This window comes from Mycobacterium sp. (genome assembly GCF_965229105.1).
Classification (GTDB): Bacteria; Actinomycetota; Actinomycetes; order Mycobacteriales; family Mycobacteriaceae; genus Mycobacterium.
In genome coordinates this window covers 6,199,926-6,216,440 of record NZ_OZ245858.1, presented here as the reverse complement: position 1 = coordinate 6,216,440, position 16,515 = coordinate 6,199,926, and the positions used below count along the sequence as shown (strand labels likewise).

The 16,515-nt window shown below is 65.5% G+C and carries 20 protein-coding genes and 1 riboswitch; of the genes, 9 read left to right on the top strand and 11 right to left on the bottom strand.

The window, feature by feature from the left end:
• Nucleotides 1-4 precede the first annotated feature (4 nt).
• Nucleotides 5-664 (top strand): GntR family transcriptional regulator, encoded by a 660-nt coding sequence (locus ADBZ9O_RS29420; protein WP_526526893.1) that lies wholly within the window; start codon nt 5-7, stop codon nt 662-664.
• Here ADBZ9O_RS29420 and ADBZ9O_RS29415 read toward each other — a convergent pair whose 3' ends face one another.
• The 4 genes from ADBZ9O_RS29415 to ADBZ9O_RS29400 form a co-directional block, all read right to left on the bottom strand.
• Nucleotides 665-1,534 carry an LLM class F420-dependent oxidoreductase gene (locus ADBZ9O_RS29415; RefSeq protein WP_526526891.1) on the bottom strand — a complete coding sequence of 290 codons (870 nt, stop codon included), beginning with the start codon at nt 1,532-1,534 and terminating at the stop codon, nt 665-667.
• A gap of 17 nt (nt 1,535-1,551) precedes the next feature.
• On the bottom strand, nt 1,552-1,935 hold the full coding sequence (locus tag ADBZ9O_RS29410) for a MarR family winged helix-turn-helix transcriptional regulator (RefSeq protein ID WP_526533644.1): 384 nt from the start codon (nt 1,933-1,935) through the stop codon (nt 1,552-1,554).
• A gap of 90 nt (nt 1,936-2,025) precedes the next feature.
• Nucleotides 2,026-3,177, bottom strand: coding sequence for an amino acid permease (locus tag ADBZ9O_RS29405; protein ID WP_526533642.1), 1,152 nt, complete (start codon nt 3,175-3,177; stop codon nt 2,026-2,028).
• Nucleotides 3,178-3,282: 105 nt separating this feature from the next.
• On the bottom strand, nt 3,283-4,134 hold the full coding sequence (locus ADBZ9O_RS29400; RefSeq protein WP_526533640.1) for an alpha/beta fold hydrolase: 852 nt from the start codon (nt 4,132-4,134) through the stop codon (nt 3,283-3,285).
• Between the two features lie 73 nt (nt 4,135-4,207).
• Between ADBZ9O_RS29400 and ADBZ9O_RS29395 the strand changes: the two genes are divergently transcribed.
• Nucleotides 4,208-4,828: a TetR/AcrR family transcriptional regulator gene (locus ADBZ9O_RS29395; RefSeq protein ID WP_526526889.1), complete on the top strand. Its 621-nt coding sequence runs from the start codon at nt 4,208-4,210 to the stop codon at nt 4,826-4,828.
• Here ADBZ9O_RS29395 and ADBZ9O_RS29390 read toward each other — a convergent pair.
• The 4 genes from ADBZ9O_RS29390 to thiD form a co-directional block, all read right to left on the bottom strand.
• Nucleotides 4,821-5,120 carry a DoxX-related protein gene (locus ADBZ9O_RS29390; protein WP_526526888.1) on the bottom strand — a complete coding sequence of 100 codons (300 nt, stop codon included), beginning with the start codon at nt 5,118-5,120 and terminating at the stop codon, nt 4,821-4,823. The genes ADBZ9O_RS29395 and ADBZ9O_RS29390 overlap by 8 nt on opposite strands.
• 16 nt (nt 5,121-5,136) lie before the next feature.
• The gene (locus tag ADBZ9O_RS29385; RefSeq protein ID WP_526526886.1) at nt 5,137-6,627 is read right to left on the bottom strand and encodes a flavin-containing monooxygenase; all 1,491 of its coding nucleotides are present in this window, start codon (nt 6,625-6,627) and stop codon (nt 5,137-5,139) included.
• Between the two features lie 14 nt (nt 6,628-6,641).
• Nucleotides 6,642-7,268 carry an alpha/beta hydrolase family protein gene (locus ADBZ9O_RS29380; RefSeq protein WP_526526884.1) on the bottom strand — a complete coding sequence of 209 codons (627 nt, stop codon included), beginning with the start codon at nt 7,266-7,268 and terminating at the stop codon, nt 6,642-6,644.
• An 8-nt stretch (nt 7,269-7,276) separates the two neighbouring features.
• Nucleotides 7,277-8,122: a bifunctional hydroxymethylpyrimidine kinase/phosphomethylpyrimidine kinase gene (gene thiD, locus ADBZ9O_RS29375; protein WP_526526882.1), complete on the bottom strand. Its 846-nt coding sequence runs from the start codon at nt 8,120-8,122 to the stop codon at nt 7,277-7,279.
• A riboswitch (TPP riboswitch) is annotated at nt 8,113-8,221 on the bottom strand. Its footprint overlaps the gene before it by 10 nt.
• Before the next feature lie 168 nt (nt 8,222-8,389).
• Here thiD and ADBZ9O_RS29370 point away from each other — a divergent pair.
• Nucleotides 8,390-10,162, top strand: coding sequence for an MFS transporter (locus tag ADBZ9O_RS29370; protein WP_526526881.1), 1,773 nt, complete (start codon nt 8,390-8,392; stop codon nt 10,160-10,162).
• 46 nt (nt 10,163-10,208) lie between these two features.
• Nucleotides 10,209-10,856, top strand: a complete 648-nt coding sequence (locus ADBZ9O_RS29365; RefSeq protein WP_526526879.1) for a class I SAM-dependent methyltransferase — start codon at nt 10,209-10,211, stop codon at nt 10,854-10,856.
• Here the strand turns inward: ADBZ9O_RS29365 and ADBZ9O_RS29360 are convergent.
• The 3 genes from ADBZ9O_RS29360 to ADBZ9O_RS29350 are packed head-to-tail and all read right to left on the bottom strand — an operon-like array spanning nt 10,853 to nt 13,201.
• A complete protein-coding gene (locus tag ADBZ9O_RS29360; RefSeq protein ID WP_526533639.1) occupies nt 10,853-11,671 on the bottom strand; it encodes an exodeoxyribonuclease III in 819 nt (272 codons plus the stop codon). The two genes, ADBZ9O_RS29365 and ADBZ9O_RS29360, sit on opposite strands and share 4 nt — an antisense overlap.
• A gap of 32 nt (nt 11,672-11,703) precedes the next feature.
• Nucleotides 11,704-12,558: an N-acetylglutamate synthase, CG3035 family gene (locus ADBZ9O_RS29355; RefSeq protein WP_526526877.1), complete on the bottom strand. Its 855-nt coding sequence runs from the start codon at nt 12,556-12,558 to the stop codon at nt 11,704-11,706.
• Nucleotides 12,559-12,607: 49 nt separating this feature from the next.
• A complete protein-coding gene (locus ADBZ9O_RS29350) occupies nt 12,608-13,201 on the bottom strand; it encodes a peptide deformylase (RefSeq protein WP_526526875.1) in 594 nt (197 codons plus the stop codon).
• 124 nt (nt 13,202-13,325) lie between these two features.
• On the opposite strand from ADBZ9O_RS29350, the gene napA reads away from it, so the two are divergent.
• The 5 genes from napA to ADBZ9O_RS29325 all read left to right on the top strand — a co-directional run bounded on the left by napA (nt 13,326) and on the right by ADBZ9O_RS29325 (nt 16,507).
• The gene (napA, locus tag ADBZ9O_RS29345) at nt 13,326-13,634 is read left to right on the top strand and encodes a nucleoid-associated protein NapA (RefSeq protein ID WP_526533638.1); all 309 of its coding nucleotides are present in this window, start codon (nt 13,326-13,328) and stop codon (nt 13,632-13,634) included.
• 78 nt (nt 13,635-13,712) lie between these two features.
• Nucleotides 13,713-14,198 (top strand): LytR C-terminal domain-containing protein, encoded by a 486-nt coding sequence (locus ADBZ9O_RS29340; protein ID WP_526526873.1) that lies wholly within the window; start codon nt 13,713-13,715, stop codon nt 14,196-14,198.
• A gap of 9 nt (nt 14,199-14,207) precedes the next feature.
• Nucleotides 14,208-14,927 carry a superoxide dismutase[Cu-Zn] gene (gene sodC / locus ADBZ9O_RS29335; protein ID WP_526526872.1) on the top strand — a complete coding sequence of 240 codons (720 nt, stop codon included), beginning with the start codon at nt 14,208-14,210 and terminating at the stop codon, nt 14,925-14,927.
• Nucleotides 14,911-16,059, top strand: coding sequence for a glutamate--cysteine ligase (locus ADBZ9O_RS29330; protein WP_526526870.1), 1,149 nt, complete (start codon nt 14,911-14,913; stop codon nt 16,057-16,059). The genes sodC and ADBZ9O_RS29330 overlap by 17 nt, the downstream gene beginning before the upstream one ends.
• Nucleotides 16,052-16,507, top strand: coding sequence for a hypothetical protein (locus ADBZ9O_RS29325; protein WP_526526869.1), 456 nt, complete (start codon nt 16,052-16,054; stop codon nt 16,505-16,507). Before ADBZ9O_RS29330 ends, ADBZ9O_RS29325 begins: the two co-directional genes overlap by 8 nt.
• Nucleotides 16,508-16,515: the final 8 nt, after the last annotated feature.

The following is a 16,515-nucleotide window of genomic DNA, read 5'->3' as shown; positions in this document are numbered from 1 at the left end:
CCCAATGTCCGTCGAAGCGACGCCACTGCTGCGCCTGGAGAAGACCAGCCTGCGGCAACAGGCGCTGAGCGCGCTGCGACGGGCCATCACCACCGGACAACTGGCGCCCGGCACGCACCTGGTGGAGACCGAACTCTCCGAGGCGTTGCAGATCAGCCGCGGCACCCTGCGTGAGGCCATGCGCGAGTTGCAGCAAGAGGGACTTATTTCGGCGGGAGCCCGTGGCCGGCTGTCGGTCCGGCACCTGGACGCCAAGGAAATCCGCGATATCTTCCACGTCCGGGCGGCGTTGGAATCCCTGGCCGCGCGCGAACTGGCCACCCGATCGGATCGGGCCGCCGCTGTGGCCGCACTGCGGCAGTCCGTTGCCGATATGGAGAAGTGGGCGGCCGCCAACCTCGAGGACCGCATCGAGGCAGATCTCAAATTCCATCGGACGCTGTGCCAGCTGACCGGCAACGAGACGTTGTTGCACTCGTGGTCATCGCTGGAAGGCAGCATCCGGATGTCGATCATGTTCGCCGGGGTCGACCGGGCGATCAAGAACATGGATGCCAAGCGACACTATGAGATCGTCGACGCCATCGAATCGGGTGACGCGGACAAAGCGGCGGCGGCGGTGCTCGACCACATGGCCGGGGCCGCAGGCGTTTTGGTGGCCTGACTAGCCCAGTTCGGCTAACCGAGGCACCACCTCGTCGCCCAGTCGCCGCGCGTAGCCCACCGGGTCCGGGTCACCCGGATACGGCCCGACGTTGGCCAGATCGAACCCGAGTGCGGCGAATTTCTCGGCCGTCCGGAAGAAGGCGCCGTCGCCCGAGAACGGGTCGATGAACAGGCCGACGGTCTTACGGATGGTGGCGGGGTCGCGGCCGACGTCGTCGCAATGCCGGTTCAGGACGTCAACCTTGTGTGCAGCTACGTCGGGGTCCATCGTGGTGGTGTTCCAGATATCGGCATACTGGGCGACCAGCCGCAACGTTTTCTTCTCGCCGTCGCCGCCGATGAGTACCGGTGGTCGCCGGATCGGTTGCGGTACACAGATTGTCTCGACGAGCTGGTAGTGCTTGCCCTGGTACGGCCCGTCGTTGTCACTCCACATCTGCGCGCAGATCTGCAGGGTCTCTTCGAGCATTTCGAACCGATCGCGCAGCGGTGGATAGGGCACACCGAGCGCCAGGTGCTCGCGTTCGTACCAGGCCGCGCCGATACCGAACATCGATCGCCCGCTGGAGAGAACATCAAGAGTGGCAACGGTTTTCGCGAGAATTCCGGGATAGCGATATGTGACGCCGGTGACGAGCATCGTCAACGCGATGCGCTCGGTCTTACCGGCCAGAAAGCCCAGTGAGGTGTAGCCCTCCAGGAATGGGTCATCGGCCCGCCCGACAGTTTCCATCTGGAAGAAGTGGTCGGCCATGGTGAACATCGTCGCGCCGGACTGTTCGGCGGCCTGGGCCGTCGCGGCCAGGGTGGGCGCGAGTTTCGTCGGGTCGCCGGGTAGAAAATCGATGTAGTGCACGCCTAATTCCATAGTGCTTGTGCTCCTTGCTAATCGGTGATTCGCTCCAGCAGGGTGAGCGCTTCGAGGATGACCCCGCGTTCGACTTCGGTGAACTGGTCCTGCATCGCGCGAACCAGCCACTCGTCACGAACCTGGCGATCGCTCTGTGCGCGACGCTGACCTTCTGCGGTCAGCGCGATCAGTTGGCGACGCCCGTCATCGGGGTCAGGGGTGCGATAGATCAGCGACTGCCTGTCGAGCCCAACCAGGGTGGCCGCCATGGACTGCGGGCGTACGCGTTCGGCGCCGGCCAGCTGGCTTGTCGATGCCGGTCCGTCCTTGACGAGACGGATCAACACCGCTGTCTGTGACGGCGTCAGGTCCTCGTCGGTAGCGAGTTCCTTCAGTCGTCGGCGTAGTCGGGAGAACATCACCCGTAGATCCCGGGCGGCGCGCACCGATGAATCGCTGACTCTCTGCACTCTCAAGAGCCTAGGTTAGACAGTTCAAACTGTCCAGTTTCACCTGTGCAATTTCGCCCGGACCAGATAGACCAGCGCACCAGCGGCGAGCACGGCCACACCGGTCACCACCGAGGTCAGTGGCAGCGAGAAGGCCAAAATCGCGCAGCCCAGCAGGCCCGCGACGGGGATCAGGCCGCGCCGCAGGTCCCATGCCGCGCAGTTGGCGATCGCGTAGTACGTGAGCACGCCGAACGACGAAAAGCCAATGGCCCCTCGCAGATCCAAGGTGGCGGCGAGCACCGCCACCATGATTCCGACGGTGATCTCGGCGTAGCGCGGCACCCCCGCATGTACTTCTGCCAATCGGTGGGGCAGATGCCGGTCGCGCGCCATCGCCAGCGTCGTGCGGGAAACGCCAAGGATCAGCGCGAGCAGCGCGCCGAGCGCCGCCAAGGCCGCTGCGACCGGGACAACCGGGACCAACCAGGCCAGGCCGGCGGCTCGGACGGCATCGGTCAGCGGCGCCGTGGACACCGCCAGGCCGCCATTGCCCAGCACGGCCAGCAGTGCCACCGCGACAGCGGCGTAGACCGCGAGGGTGATACCCAAGGCCACCGGGATCGCCCGCGGAATGGTGTGGGCGGGGTCGCGGACCTCCTCGCCGAGGGTGGCGATGCGCGCATACCCGGCGAACGCGAAGAACAGCAGGCCCGCCGCCTGCAGCACCCCGCCTGCGCCCACCTCGCCGCCGATATCGAGGCGGGTGGAATCGCCGACACCCGACAGCGCAATCCCGACCACCACCGCAGCCAGCACCGCAAGGACGGCGGCCACGATCACCCTGGTCAACAGTGCGGAGCGCTGAACGCCGAAACAGTTCAGCACGGTCAGCACGACGACCGCCCCCACGGCCACCGCGCGGGCCTGCGCCGGCCACACATACGCCCCGACGGTCAAAGCCATCGCCGCACATGAGGCGGTTTTTCCGACAATGAACGCCCAGCCCGCCAGATAGCCCCAGAAGGGACCGAGGCGTTCCCGGCCGTAGACATAGGTGCCGCCGGACTCGGGATAGCGGGCGGCCAGGCGCGCCGAGGACATCGCATTGCAGTACGCGACCACCGCCGCGACCGCCAGCCCGATCAGCAGCCCGGAGCCGGCAGCGGCCGCTGCGGGCGCGAACGCGGCGAACACCCCCGCGCCGATCATCGATCCAAGCCCGATCGTGACGGCGTCGACCGGGCCAAGCCGCCGCGCCAGGGGTGCGCTCACCCGTCAACTGATAGCACGCTCAGGTGATCGGCCGGGGCTGGATCAGATGGCGACGCCGACCCCCGATATTCGCGCCACCGCATCGGCCACGGCCGCGGGTTCGTCGAGCGCCACGAAGGTGCGGGCCCCGGGCACCTCGGTGAAGGTGGAGTTCGGGAACAGTGCGGCCAGCCTGCGGCCCAGCGTCGGGGTGAAGCACCGGTCACCCAGGCCCCACACCAGGGTCACCGGCTTGGTGAACCGTGACAGCCGGCTGGAGACCTCGATCAGATCGGTGGCGGCAATGCCTCGCGCCAGTGTGGCGAGGTCGCCGGCGATCCGGGAGTCGTTGCGCGACGGGGCAAGCCACGACGCCGTCAGCGCCGGATCGGGATTGCCTGCCAGCAGGCCGTAGCCGAGTGGGGAGTGCCGGATCGGCGCCGGGCCCATCATCGTCATCAGCGCACGGATGGATTTCGGCCCGCGTAACAGCGCAAAGACCATGTCAAACGGGAACGGTGGGAATTTGTCGAATGCGTCGCAGTTGGTCAGCACCAGTCGACCGATGCGTTCTGGATGCGCGTCGACCAGGAACTGACACAGGCCGCCGCCGGTGTCGTTACCGACCAACGTGACATCGTCGAAGTCGAGTTCGACCAGGAAGTCGTGGATCATCTCCGCCACCCCGGCCGGTGACAGGGCGGAGCGTTGGGTCACCGGCGTAGTGTGCGAGCCCAGCGGCCAGTCCGGCAGAATGCAGCGAAATCCCTGCTGCGCCAGACGTTGTGCCACTGTCAGCCAAAGGCGGTGGTCGACGAGGGCGCCGTGCACGAACAGTACCGGCGGGTGGGCTGACTCGGCGGGGCCAAGGATGCGGTAATCGATGACGGCCTGTGGCAGCGTGACTTTGTGCACGACGTCGGGTGGCATATCGGCTATCCTTTCGCGAACTTACAAACTCTGAGTATGAAAGTTACGTACACGCTGTATGAAAGTCAACCCTCCCGTTCGTCGTACCCAGGCGGAACGCACCGCAGCCACCCGCGCGGTGTTGACCTCTGCCGCGCGGAAGTTGTTCGCCAGCAAGGGCTTCAGTGAGGTGTCTACCCAGGCGATCGGTGACGCCGCCGGGGTCACCCGCGGTGCCCTCTATCATCAGTTCGCCGATAAAACCGAGCTGTTCGCCGCCGTCTACGAGGACGTCGAGGCCGAACTGGTCACCGGGGTCGCCACCGGGATCGCGGACGCGCAGCCGGCCGGGACGATCGAAGCGATGCGGCTCGGTGCCCGGTTGTTCCTCGACCTGTGCGCGGCACCGCACGTGCAGCAGATCGTGCTGATCGACGCACCGTCGGTATTGGGTTGGGAGCGCTGGCGGGAGGTGGGCGTCAAATACGGTCTCGGTGTCATCGAGGCGATGCTGACCCAAGGGGTCGCCGACGGATCACTACCGGAGCAGCCGGTACGCGCCAGTGCTCATGTGCTGTTGGCCGCGCTGGACGAGGCCGCGTTGTATGTCTCGCGCGCAGACGATCCCGAGAATGCGCGCGAAGAGATGTATGCGGTGTGTGACCGCATCATCGCCGGCTTTGCGGCTAGGGCTACCTAGCGTTCCTGGCGACGTTGGCACCGAGGTAGGCAACGTATCCGATGGCGCCGATGACCGCGAACTTGCGCGCGCTGGGAACAGCCAGCCCGAGTCCGATTGCCGTTTCGAGGCCGCCGTTGATGCGGAGGTGCGTGGGGGTATTCCGCGGAAACGCCTGCTTGGTGATTCCCTCGAACAGCTCGGGCTTCACGAAATGGGCCACGCCGGTACCGGCGAGCACAAGGCCGCCGATCTGGAGCAGGCGCGAATTGCGCTTGGCGGTGGGAACGGCGGTTGCAGCTGCGGCAGTCATTCAAAAGCCTTTCGGTTCAGGAGATCTGATAGTCGCTCAGTGGGAAACTCATCGCCTCGCGTACCGCGGTGCTTGTCCCCATCGGGCGCAGCAGCGACGGCTCCCCGCTGGGATTGAAATAATAGGAACGCGCCGACGAGCAATTGCCGTTGATCCACAACGACTCGCCGATCAGTTCGGTCATTCGGTCCAGATATCGGGTGTTGGCTTCCTCGGTCACCTCGAAGGTGGTCGCGCCGCGACGCTTCACCTCCGTGAAGAGCCGGTCCATCAACTTCATCTGGTATTCCATAGCGTTGAAGAAGTTCAAGCCGAGGAAGGCGTACGGACTGGCCAGACTCAGGAAATTCGGGAAGAACGGCATCGACACGCCTTGATAGGCCTGGAACCTGGTGTCGCGCCACCACTTTCCGAGATTGCGGCCTTCGCGGCCGATCACCTCGATGGCCGGGAAGTTTGCTTCCCAGAGGTCGAAACCGGTGGCCAGCACCAAGGTGTCGATGTCGGTCTTGGTGCCGTCGGCGTTGACGATGCCGTCGGACTGGATGTGGTCGATACCGTCGGTCTGCAGGTGGACGTGCGGTTTGGTGAAGGTGCGGTAGTAGCTGTTGGAAAATGATGGCCGCTTGCAGCCGAAGTCGTAGTCCGGGGTCAGCTTGTCCCGCAACGACTTATCGCGGATCGAGGCGAATCGTTGCATTTTGGCGAGATCACCAGCGGCGACACTGAGCCGATGCAGCTTCCGGTCCTGCAGCGCCACCGTAGCGAAACCCTCGTACAGGGTGTCGGTGAACCAGCGGATCGCCCGCTGAACCAGCGGCACCCTCGCGAACAGTCGTTTGGCGCGCTCGGAGAATCGGATGTCGATCTTGGGCACCACCCAGATGGCGGTCCGCTGGTACACCGTCAGGTCCGCAGCCGTTCTCGCGAGCTCCGGGATCAGCTGCACCGCGGTGGCGCCGGTACCGATGATCGCGACCCGCTTGCCGTCGGCGCGATAGCTGTCATCCCAGTCGGTGGTGTGGATGACCTTGCCGGCGAAATCGTTGATCCCGGCGATATCCGGGAAGGCCGGCTGCGACAGGAAACCGGTGGCGGTGATCAGGTACCGGGTGCTCAGCGTTTCACCGTCGGCCAGGCTCACCCGCCAGAGCTTGGCTTCTTCGTCCCATCGCGCGCCTTCGACTTTCGCGTTGAACCGGATATGCCGTCGGACGTCGTACTTATCCGCGACGTCGTCGGCGTACTGCTTGATTTCCGCGCCGGTGGAGAACAGCCGAGACCAGTTCGGGTTCGGCTCGAAAAAGTACGAATACGTGGTGGTGGGGACGTCGACGGCCAGGCCGGGATAGTGATTGACGTGCCAGGTGCCGCCGAGGTCGTCCTCACGGTCAAGGATGACGAAGTTGTCGATCTTGAGGCGTTTGAGTTGGATCGCCGCTCCGATGCCGCCGAAACCGGCGCCGACAATCAACGCATCGAAGGCGGCCGAATGCTCCGCTGTCATGTAAGAACCGTACATTACCGCCGAGTAAGGATTAGGGCTGCGTCAACTGCGAGTTTGGGCACATCAAGGGTCTTGGAACCGAGGTCGTGGCGTGCCCCGGTGACCTCGACGATCGTCGTCGGCGCCGCGATCACCGCCGCCGCCGCGGTGATCTCGTCGATGGTGCCGAACGGGTCGGCGGTGCCATGGGTGAAGACGGTGGGCACGGTGAGATCGGCCAGGTGTTCGGTGCGCGCGCGTTCGGGCTTGCCGGGCGGATGCAGCGGATATGAGAACAAGGTGAGCGCCGCGAGGTCGGCCTCTCCTCGGGAAGCAACCATCGAGGTCATCCGCCCGCCGTAGGAATGCCCGCCCGCTAGGACTGGGCCGGGACTGACAGTGTGGGCGAGTTCGATCGCCTCGTGGATGCCCTGTTGGTCACTGGCCGCCGAGTTCGACGGGGGGCCCTTGGGGCGCCGCCTGCGGAACGGCAGGTTGTAGCGGACCGCCAGCCAGCCGCGCCCGGCCCACTCATCGCAGATCCGGACCAGCAACGGCGACTCCCGACTGCCGCCTGCGCCGTGGGTGAGCAGCACCACGCCGACCGGTTCGCCGGCGGGCTGATGCACGACCCCAGCGATCTCGGCAAACCTGCCAGCCACGTCCGCGCTCACTGCGATAACCGGAACAACGCCGACACCGGGCCGTGGCCGTGGCCGAGGGGATAGGCCGCGCGGATGCACTCGGTGACCCAGGATTTCGCGAATGCGACGGCGTCGGGCACCGAATAACCATGCGCGAGTGCGGAGGTCGTGGCCGCCGCCAGCGTGTCGCCCGCACCATGATCATGGGTGGTGTTGATGCGCTCGGCGTCGAACTCGTAGAAATCGGTGCCGTTATAGAGCAGATCCGGGCTCATCGTCGACGACCGCAGGTGCCCGCCCTTGACCAGTGCCCACTGCGGACCGAGGGCATGCAGCGCTTGCGCGGCGTCGCGCTGGGAACCCTCATCGACGACATCGATATCGACCAGTAGTCGCACCTCGTCGAGATTGGGTGTCACCAGGGTGGCCAGCGGGAAGAGTTGACTGCGAATCGAATTCAACGCCGACGGGTGCAGCAGCGGATCGCCGTGCATGGATGCGCAGACAGGGTCGACGACCAGCGGAACGGGGCCAGATGCCGCCCCGAGAACGTCGGTCTGCCAGGTCTCCACGACGGTCCCGATGATCTCCGACGAGGCCAGCATGCCGGTTTTGGCGGCCTGGATGCCGATATCGGACGCCACCACACTGATCTGGCCGGCGATGATATCGAGCGGAATCTCGTGGAAAGCCTTGACGCCCATGGAGTTCTGCACCGTCACGGCGGTGACGGCGACGCAGCCGTGCATTCCGAGCATCGCGAAGGTGCGCAGGTCAGCCTGAATACCAGCGCCCCCGCCGGAATCGGAACCGGCGATGGTCATCACCCGCAGTGGCGTCTGGCCCGATGGGCTCAGCGGCAGCACATTCACCTATTGCTCCCTACGCCGGCATAACCCGGTCAGGTTCGGACGGTCGACGGCCCCGGCCGTCCTCTCAGCGCCCTGGTGTGCGCTCCCGCGTTGTTTCGTGCTTCAACGTTTCGTGCTTCAACCTAGCGCAGCAGTGGGGCGGGGCGGGGTGGGGGAATGGAATTGCCCAGCGAAGGTTTGTATAGCTAACATATGTGAATCCTGCGCACCGAGAGGTGCGTTCTGCACACCCGGATGACTAGCGAGATTGGGCCGACTGAGACCGCGATGACGAAGAGCCAGGGCTTAGAGGGCGAAGCGACCACGCAGCCAGACCCGAACACGGCGGAGGACGTCACTGCCGGGCGCCGGGTCCGGATGGACCACGATCACCCCCACTACAAGTGGGTCGTCCTGTCCAACACCACCTTGGGCACCCTGCTGGCCACCATCAACGCCTCGATCGTGCTGATCTCGCTCCCGGCGATTTTCCGCGGTATCGGGCTCAACCCGCTGGCCCCCGGAAACGTCAGCTATCTGCTGTGGATGCTGATGGGTTATCTGGTGGTGACGGCGGTGCTGGTGGTTCCGTTCGGCCGCCTCGGCGACATGTTCGGCCGGGTGAAGATCTACAACCTCGGTTTCGTGGTGTTCACCATCGGTGCCGTGGCGCTGTCGTTCGACCCGATGTCACTCGACGGCGGGGCGATCTGGCTGATCGCCTGGCGGGTGTTCCAGGGCATCGGTGGCGCGATGCTGATGGCGTCGTCGTCGGCGATCCTGACGGACGCTTTCCCCGCCAAGCAGCGCGGTATGGCGCTGGGGGTGAACATGGTCGCCGCGGTCGCCGGGTCTTTTCTGGGCCTGTTGATCGGCGGTTTTCTCTCCGAGTGGCACTGGAAGGCGATCTTCTGGGTCGGCGTGCCGATCGGCATCCTCGGCACCATCTGGAGCATCCGGTCGCTCAAAGAACTCGGGGTCCGCACGCCCGGTCGGCTGGACTGGGCGGGCACCCTGTCGTTCGGTATCGGCCTGACGGTGCTGCTGGTCGGCATCACCTACGGCATCCAGCCCTACGGCGACTCCACTACCGGCTGGACCAATCCGTGGGTATTCGGGTCGATCGCGTTCGGACTGCTGGCGCTGGTGGCGTTCTGCTTCATCGAATTGCACGTCGATTCGCCGATGGTCGACATCCGGTTGTTCAGATCCGCCTCGTTCGGCATGGGCAACCTGGCCGGGCTGATGTCGTCGATGGGTCGCGGCGGTCTGCAGTTCATGCTGATCATCTGGTTACAAGGCATCTGGCTTCCGCTGCACGGCTACAGCTTTGAATCCACCCCGCTGTGGGCGGGCATCTATCTGCTGCCGATCACCATCGGGTTCCTGGTGGCCGGACCGATCGCCGGATTGCTCTCGGACCGCTACGGCGCCCGACCGTTCACCGTCGGCGGCATGCTGCTGATGGCGGCCACATTCGTGGGCCTGGTGCTGATCCCGGTCAACTTCAACTACGCGATCTTCGCTGCCCTGGCCTTCCTGAACGGCCTCGGCGGCGGCATCTTCACCTCGCCCAATACCGCGGCCATCATGTCGAGCGTCCCCGCCGCGCAGCGCGGCGCTGCATCAGGAGTGCGGGCGACGTTCTTCAACGCGGGTTCGTCGCTGTCGATCGGCGTGTTCTTCTCGCTGATGATCATCGGATTGTCGAACACCCTGCCGTCGGCGTTGAGCACCGGCCTGCAGGCACAGGGGGTTTCGGCATCCGTGGCCAACGATGTGGCCAACCTGCCGCCGGTGGGCAGCCTGTTCGCGGCGTTCCTCGGATACAACCCGATCGCCGAACTGCTGGCTCCGTCGGGTGCCCTGAATCAGCCCGGAGTGAATGTCGAGGTACTGACCGGCAAGACATTCTTCCCGGAATTGATCACCGCGCCGTTCCACTCCGGCCTGACGGTGGTGTTCATCGCGGCGGCGGTGATGATGCTGATCGGTGCGGTGGCATCGCTGTTCAATCCGGGTAAGTATGCGACGGCGCCGGGGGCCGATAACGACGCCTGATGGTGTCTGACCAGATCAAACGGGTGCCGCTCCTACAGTGGATGCCATGACTACAGTGCAGCGTCGCGGATTCAACTCAGCTGTCACCAAGTTCTGGAGTTTCGCCGCCCCCGCCTACGACCAGGCATGCCTGCAACGCCTGGTGTACCGTCCGGCCCAAGACGAGGCAATCGCGGCACTGCAGAAGCACGGATCCCGTCGGATCGCCGATATCGCGTGCGGCACAGGCATTCTCGCCGACCGGATCCGACGCGAAATCGGACCCGACGAGGTCTACGGCGTCGATATGTCCGATGGGATGTTGGCCCAGGCCCGGCGGCGCTCCGCTGACGTGCGGTGGATGAAGGGCCCGGCCGAACAGTTGCCGTTCGAAGACGGCTTCCTCGACGCGGTCGTCACCACCTCGGCGTTTCACTTCTTCGACCAGCCCGCGGCCCTGCGGGAATTCCACCGGGTGTTGGCCCCCGGTGGGGTGGCGGCGGTAGCCACCATCAGCCCGCGGCAACTGCTACCGCTGCAGTTCCTCTCGGCCAACCTGAGCAATCCCGCGCACAATCCGTCACCGGCGGATATGCGGACACTGTTCAAAGACGCCGGTTTCGAGATCAGCGATCAGCATCGGGTCCGGCGACCCGCGTGGACCCAGCTGGTGAGCGACCTGATCACCATCGGGGTGAAGCCAGGGCCCGCTTAGCGGGACAGGTCCACCAGTACCGGCGCGTGATCGCTGGGTGCCGGGGTGCCTTTCTTACCGGGTTTCCGCTCATCGCGGGCGATCTCGGCGTGCACGACGCGCTGCGCCAACTCGGGGGAGCCGAGGATGAAGTCGATCCGCATGCCCTCCTTGCGGGGAAACCGCAGCTGGGTGTAGTCCCAGTAGGTGTACACCCCGGGACCAGGGGTGAAAGGCCGCACCACATCGGCGAATTGGGCGTCGACCATCGCGGTGAACGCGGCCCGCTCCGCTGCCGAGACGTGGGTGCTGCCGTCGAACTTGGTGACATCCCAGACGTCCTCGTCGGTGGGTGCGATGTTCCAGTCGCCGACCAGTGCGATGGGTGAGCTGGGATCGTCGCTGAGCCAGCCCGCTGCGGTATTACGGAGCGCGGCAAGCCATTCCAACTTGTAGAGATAGTGAGGGTCGTCCAGGGTGCGGCCGTTGGGCACATACAGACTCCAGACCCGCACCCCACCGCAGGTGGCGCCGATGGCCCGCGCCTCGGCGGCCGCCGCCTGGTCGGGCTTACTGCTCCAGGTCGGTTGCCCGTCGAAGCCGACCTCGACATTGTCCAGACCGACCCGCGAGGCGATCGCCACGCCGTTCCACTGGTTGACCCCGACATGCGCCACCTCGTAACCCAATGCGGCGAACGGCATGGTGGGGAACTGCGCGTCGGTGCACTTGGTCTCCTGCATGGCCAGCACGTCGACGTCGGCGCGGGCCAGCCAGTCGATCACCCGGTCAATCCTGGTGCGGATCGAGTTCACATTCCAGGTGGCAAGTCGCAGGGAGTCGTCAGTCGCGCGGTTGTCAGACACGGCTACAGAGTAGGGCCCAGTACCGACTCGGCCGCGACGTAGCGGTGGCTGTGATGCAGCCGGAAACCCATCGCCTCATACAGTGCGATCGCCGGGGTGTTATCGGCCAGCACCTCGACATACACCTGCTGCGCGCCGCGCTGTGCACCCCAGCTCTGCAGCGCCGCGCACACCGTTGTGGCGTGGCCTTGCCTGCGGTGATCGTCCGCCACCCGCACCGAGGAGATGCCGAGCCAGCGGGTGCCGTCCGGTGCGGACGTCACCGCCCCACGCCCGACCGCAGCTCCTGGCACCGTCGCGAAGACCACGTCACCGTCGATGACCGCGGTCAGCACCTCGGCTGGCACATCACGGTGATAGATGGCCAGCCAACTGGCGTCGGGTTGCGCGGCCAGGGCCACCGCAGGCACATCGGCGAGCTCGGGCACGTCGCGCACCATCACCCGGGTGGGTTTGATTCCGGTGGCGCTGACCCGCAGCAGCCGCTCGGGCACCGCCAGCCAGGCGGGTTGCCCGCGCTCGCGATACCAGTCGACCACCTCGGGTAGGTCCGCCAGTGCCGCCGAGAAATCAAGGGGGATAGCCGAGTTCGCCCGGCTCGTATAAGTCGCGCCTGCGACGGTGCCGGACCGCAGGAACCAGCCCGCCAGCCACTGCTGCTCGGTTCCCGGCCAGGCGAGTGCCGCCGCATGCTCAAGGGCCCGGATTTCCGACGCGCGGACCGGTCGATGGGATAGCTCGCGCACCGCGACGATGTCCTTCGGCGTGACCTCGACGACACCGTCGGATTTGGTGCGCACCAGCACCCGCGGCGTCACCGCCTCGAGATGGCCGACCACGTCGGTCAGGCCGCTCACCAGCCGGTATCGGATGCTTACGCGGCTGCCGACGGACGGTAGCTCGGGGCTAGTGGCCAAACGGGTCAGGTCCCTCACCGGGTAACCACGACAAGCCGGGGACGCCCCAGCCGTTGGATTTCACCGTCTTCTTGGCGGCGCGGGCGTTGCGGCCGACCAGCCGGTCCAGGTAGAGGAAACCATCGAGGTGGCCCGTCTCGTGTTGCAGCATCCGGGCGAACAGACCGGTGCCCTCGAGGGTGATCTCCTTACCGTCGGCATCGAGTCCGGTCACCTTGGCCCATGTCGCGCGGCCCGTCGGGAACGATTCGCCGGGCACCGACAGGCAGCCCTCGTCGTCGTCCTCGGGATCGGGCATCGTCTCGGGAACGTCGGAGGTTTCCAGGACCGGATTGACGACCACGCCGCGACGGCGCGTCGACTGCCCGCGCTCATCGGCGCAGTCATAGACGAACACCCGTGACGGCACGCCGATCTGATTGGCCGCCAGGCCGACTCCGTATGCGGCGTCCATGGTTTCGTAGAGATCGGTGATCAACTCGGTGACCTCGGCCGGCAGTGAACCGTCGGCTCCGACCGGCACCGGATTGGTTGCGGTGTGCAGAACAGGATCTCCCACGATCCGAATTGGTACGACTGCCATGGTCGGCAATCTTAAGTCAGCCGACGCGCGGGCTCGGGTGCCGTCCCATCTGTTGCGTACGTGGTTCAATACTCGCTGCGGACACGCGATGTCATTCGGGCTTGCGAAAGGCCAAGGGAGCAATATGGACGGCGCCATGGCGAGAGCTGAGCGGTCGGGGGATGACGCTGAGCTCACCGATGGGCTGACCCGTCGTGAACACGACATCCTTGCGTTTGAACGGCAATGGTGGAAGTACGCCGGAGCCAAAGAAGAAGCCATCAAGGAACTGTTCTCGATGTCGGCCACACGGTATTACCAGGTTCTCAACGCCCTGGTGGACCGGCCGGAGTCGCTGGCAGCAGATCCGATGCTGGTCAAGCGGTTGCGCAGGTTGCGTGCCAGTAGGCAGAAGGCACGTGCCGCCCGCCGACTGGGCTTCGATCTTTCCTAGGATCTTTCCTGAGTTTGTGCTCATATCGATCGAGCGTCGTTTTTCGCCGAATCGGCAGCCACCGATAGGGTGGGCCAAATGAACGAGCGCGTTCCCGACTCTTCCGGGCTACCACTGCGCGCCATGGTGATGGTGCTGTTGTTCCTGGGCATTGTGTTTCTTCTCGTCGGCTTTCAGGCGATGGGCTCCGATAGCGACTCCGGCGACGGTGACTCCTCGGTGCCGGCCGTGACGACCTCTTCGGCAACCGCGGCACCCGCGACGACCTCGGTCACCCCGCCGCCGGAGGCAGCCAATACCGAGGTCCGCGTGTTCAACATCTCCGAACAAGCTGGTGTCGCGGATCGCACCGCCACCCGACTGCGCGACGGCGGCTGGAATGTGGCCGAGGTCGGCAACCTGGCGCTGCCGGGAGTCACCGCGACCACGGTCTACTTCGGCGAGGCGGAAGGCGAGCAGGCGGCCGCCGAGGCAGTGGGCCGACTCCTGGAAGCTCCGGTCGAACCACGGACACCGGAAGTGGCTGAGCAGCCTCCGGGCGTCATCGTGGTGGTCACAGGTTAGGCTCTGCGCATGGTCAAGCTCGCCAGCCGTTCTGGGAAAATTGCCGCTGCCGTTCTGTTCGCCGTCCCGGTCGTCGTATTGAGCGCGTGCACTCCGTACGAGCCCGTCGCGACGACGCCAGGGACCAACCCGCCCATCTGGACCGGATCGCCCGCACCCGCGGCCAGCGGCGCCGAGGGCGACCAGGGCTCAGCGGAGACCGGAACCGGCAGTGAGCAGAAGCTGGTCAGCCCGATCAAGGCTGCCGACGGTACCGAAGTGGCCACGGCGACGTTCGAGTTCTTCCCGGGCTACGCCCAGGTGACTGTCGAAACCACGGGCACCGGCAAGCTCGCGCCCGGTTTCCACGGCCTGCACATCCACTCGGTCGGCAAGTGTGAGGCCAATTCCGTTGCCCCGGCCGGCGGCGCACCCGGTGACTTCCTCTCCGCCGGTGGACATTTCCAGGTGCCAGGGCACAGCGCGCATCCCGCCAGTGGCGACCTGGCCTCACTGCAGGTCCGTGGCGACGGTACGGCGCGATTGGTCACCACCACCGATGCGTTCACTGAAGAGGACCTGACGGCCGGCGCCAAGACCGCCATCGTCATCCATGAGAACGCCGACAACTTCGCGAACATCCCACCCGAGCGCTACCAGCAGGTCAACGGGACCCCCGGTCCAGACGAGACCACGATGGCTACCGGCGACGCCGGTAAGCGGGTCGCGTGCGGTGTTATCGGCAGCTAGCGGTCCCCTCCAGCGCAAACCGGCGCATATCGACTTCGCCGGATCCTATCGGCCGACCGTCGGCGTCGAGTGGGAGTTCGCCCTCGTCGATGCCGTCACCCGCGACCTGAGCAACGAGGCGGCCGCGGTGATTGCCGAACTCGGTGAGAACCCGAAGGTGCACAAGGAACTGCTGCGCAACACCATTGAGATCGTCACCGGCATCTCGGAGAACGCCGGTCACGCGATGGCAGATCTGGCCGGCACCCTGCACACCGTCAAACAGGTGGTGCACGACCGCGGGATGGAACTGTTCTGTGCGGGTACCCACCCCTTCGCGGAGTGGGAGGACCAGAAGCTGACCGAGGGCCTGCGCTACGCGGAATTGATCAACCGCACGCAGTGGTGGGGCAGGCAGATGCTGATCTGGGGTGTGCACGTCCACGTCGGGGTGTCCTCGGCGCACAAGGTCATGCCGATCATCACCTCGCTGCTCAATCACTATCCGCACCTGCTCGCCCTGTCCGCGTCCTCGCCGTGGTGGGACGGCCAGGACACCGGATACGCCAGTAACCGGGCGATGATGTTCCAGCAGTTGCCCACCGCCGGGTTGCCGTTTCAGTTCCAGACCTGGCCGGAGTTCGAGGGTTTCGTATCGGACCAGAAGAAAACCGGCATCATCGACCACATCAACGAGATCCGTTGGGATATCCGGCCTTCGCCACACCTCGGCACGATCGAGGTCAGGATATTCGATGGGGTCTCCAACATCCGTGAGCTCGGTGCGCTGGTCGCGCTGACCCATTGCCTGATCGTGGACTTGGACCGCCGGCTCGACGCCGGTGAGGCGCTACCGACCATGCCGCCCTGGCACGTGCAGGAGAACAAGTGGCGCGCAGCCCGTTACGGCCTCGACGCGGTGATCATCCTGGACGCGGACAGTAACGAACGACTGGTCACCGATGATCTTGACGAACTGCTGAACCGCCTCGAGCCGGTGGCGCGGTCACTGCACTGCGCCGACGAGCTGGCCAACGTCGCCGATATCCCGCGCCTGGGTGCCTCCTATCAGCGGCAGCGCCGGGTGGCCGAGGAACACGACGGTGACCTGCGGGCCGTGGTGGACGCTTTGGTGGAGGAACTCCATGTCTGAGGCGACCGGGAGGGTTCGTCGCATCCCGGCCGCGCTGGGCGGTCTGGCCCTGATCGCCGCCGTCGTGGTGGGTTGTTCTGAAACCATCACTGGCACACCGCTGGCCGATCCGGCGCAGACCGGCGTGCCCCTGTCACCGAGCGCCACCACCAGCAGTCGCCCGTCACGCACCAGCGGTCCGGCTCCGTCGACGCCTATTCCCACTCGGACGACAGGTCCCACCCGCACGACCGGGCCAGGTGACGTTGCACCGGCAGATGCCGATGCCACCTGCGGGGACTACGCCGGAATGAATGCCGACGCGAAGCTGGCCCTGATGAAGGTGCTCGGCAAGGACAACATCATGATCGACGAGGACCCCGAAATGTGGGTCTCCGTCGCCGATATGCTCTGCTCGATCGCCACCCCGTCGGCATATGTCAAAGATGTTGTGATGGGCCGGATGTGATCGCTCCC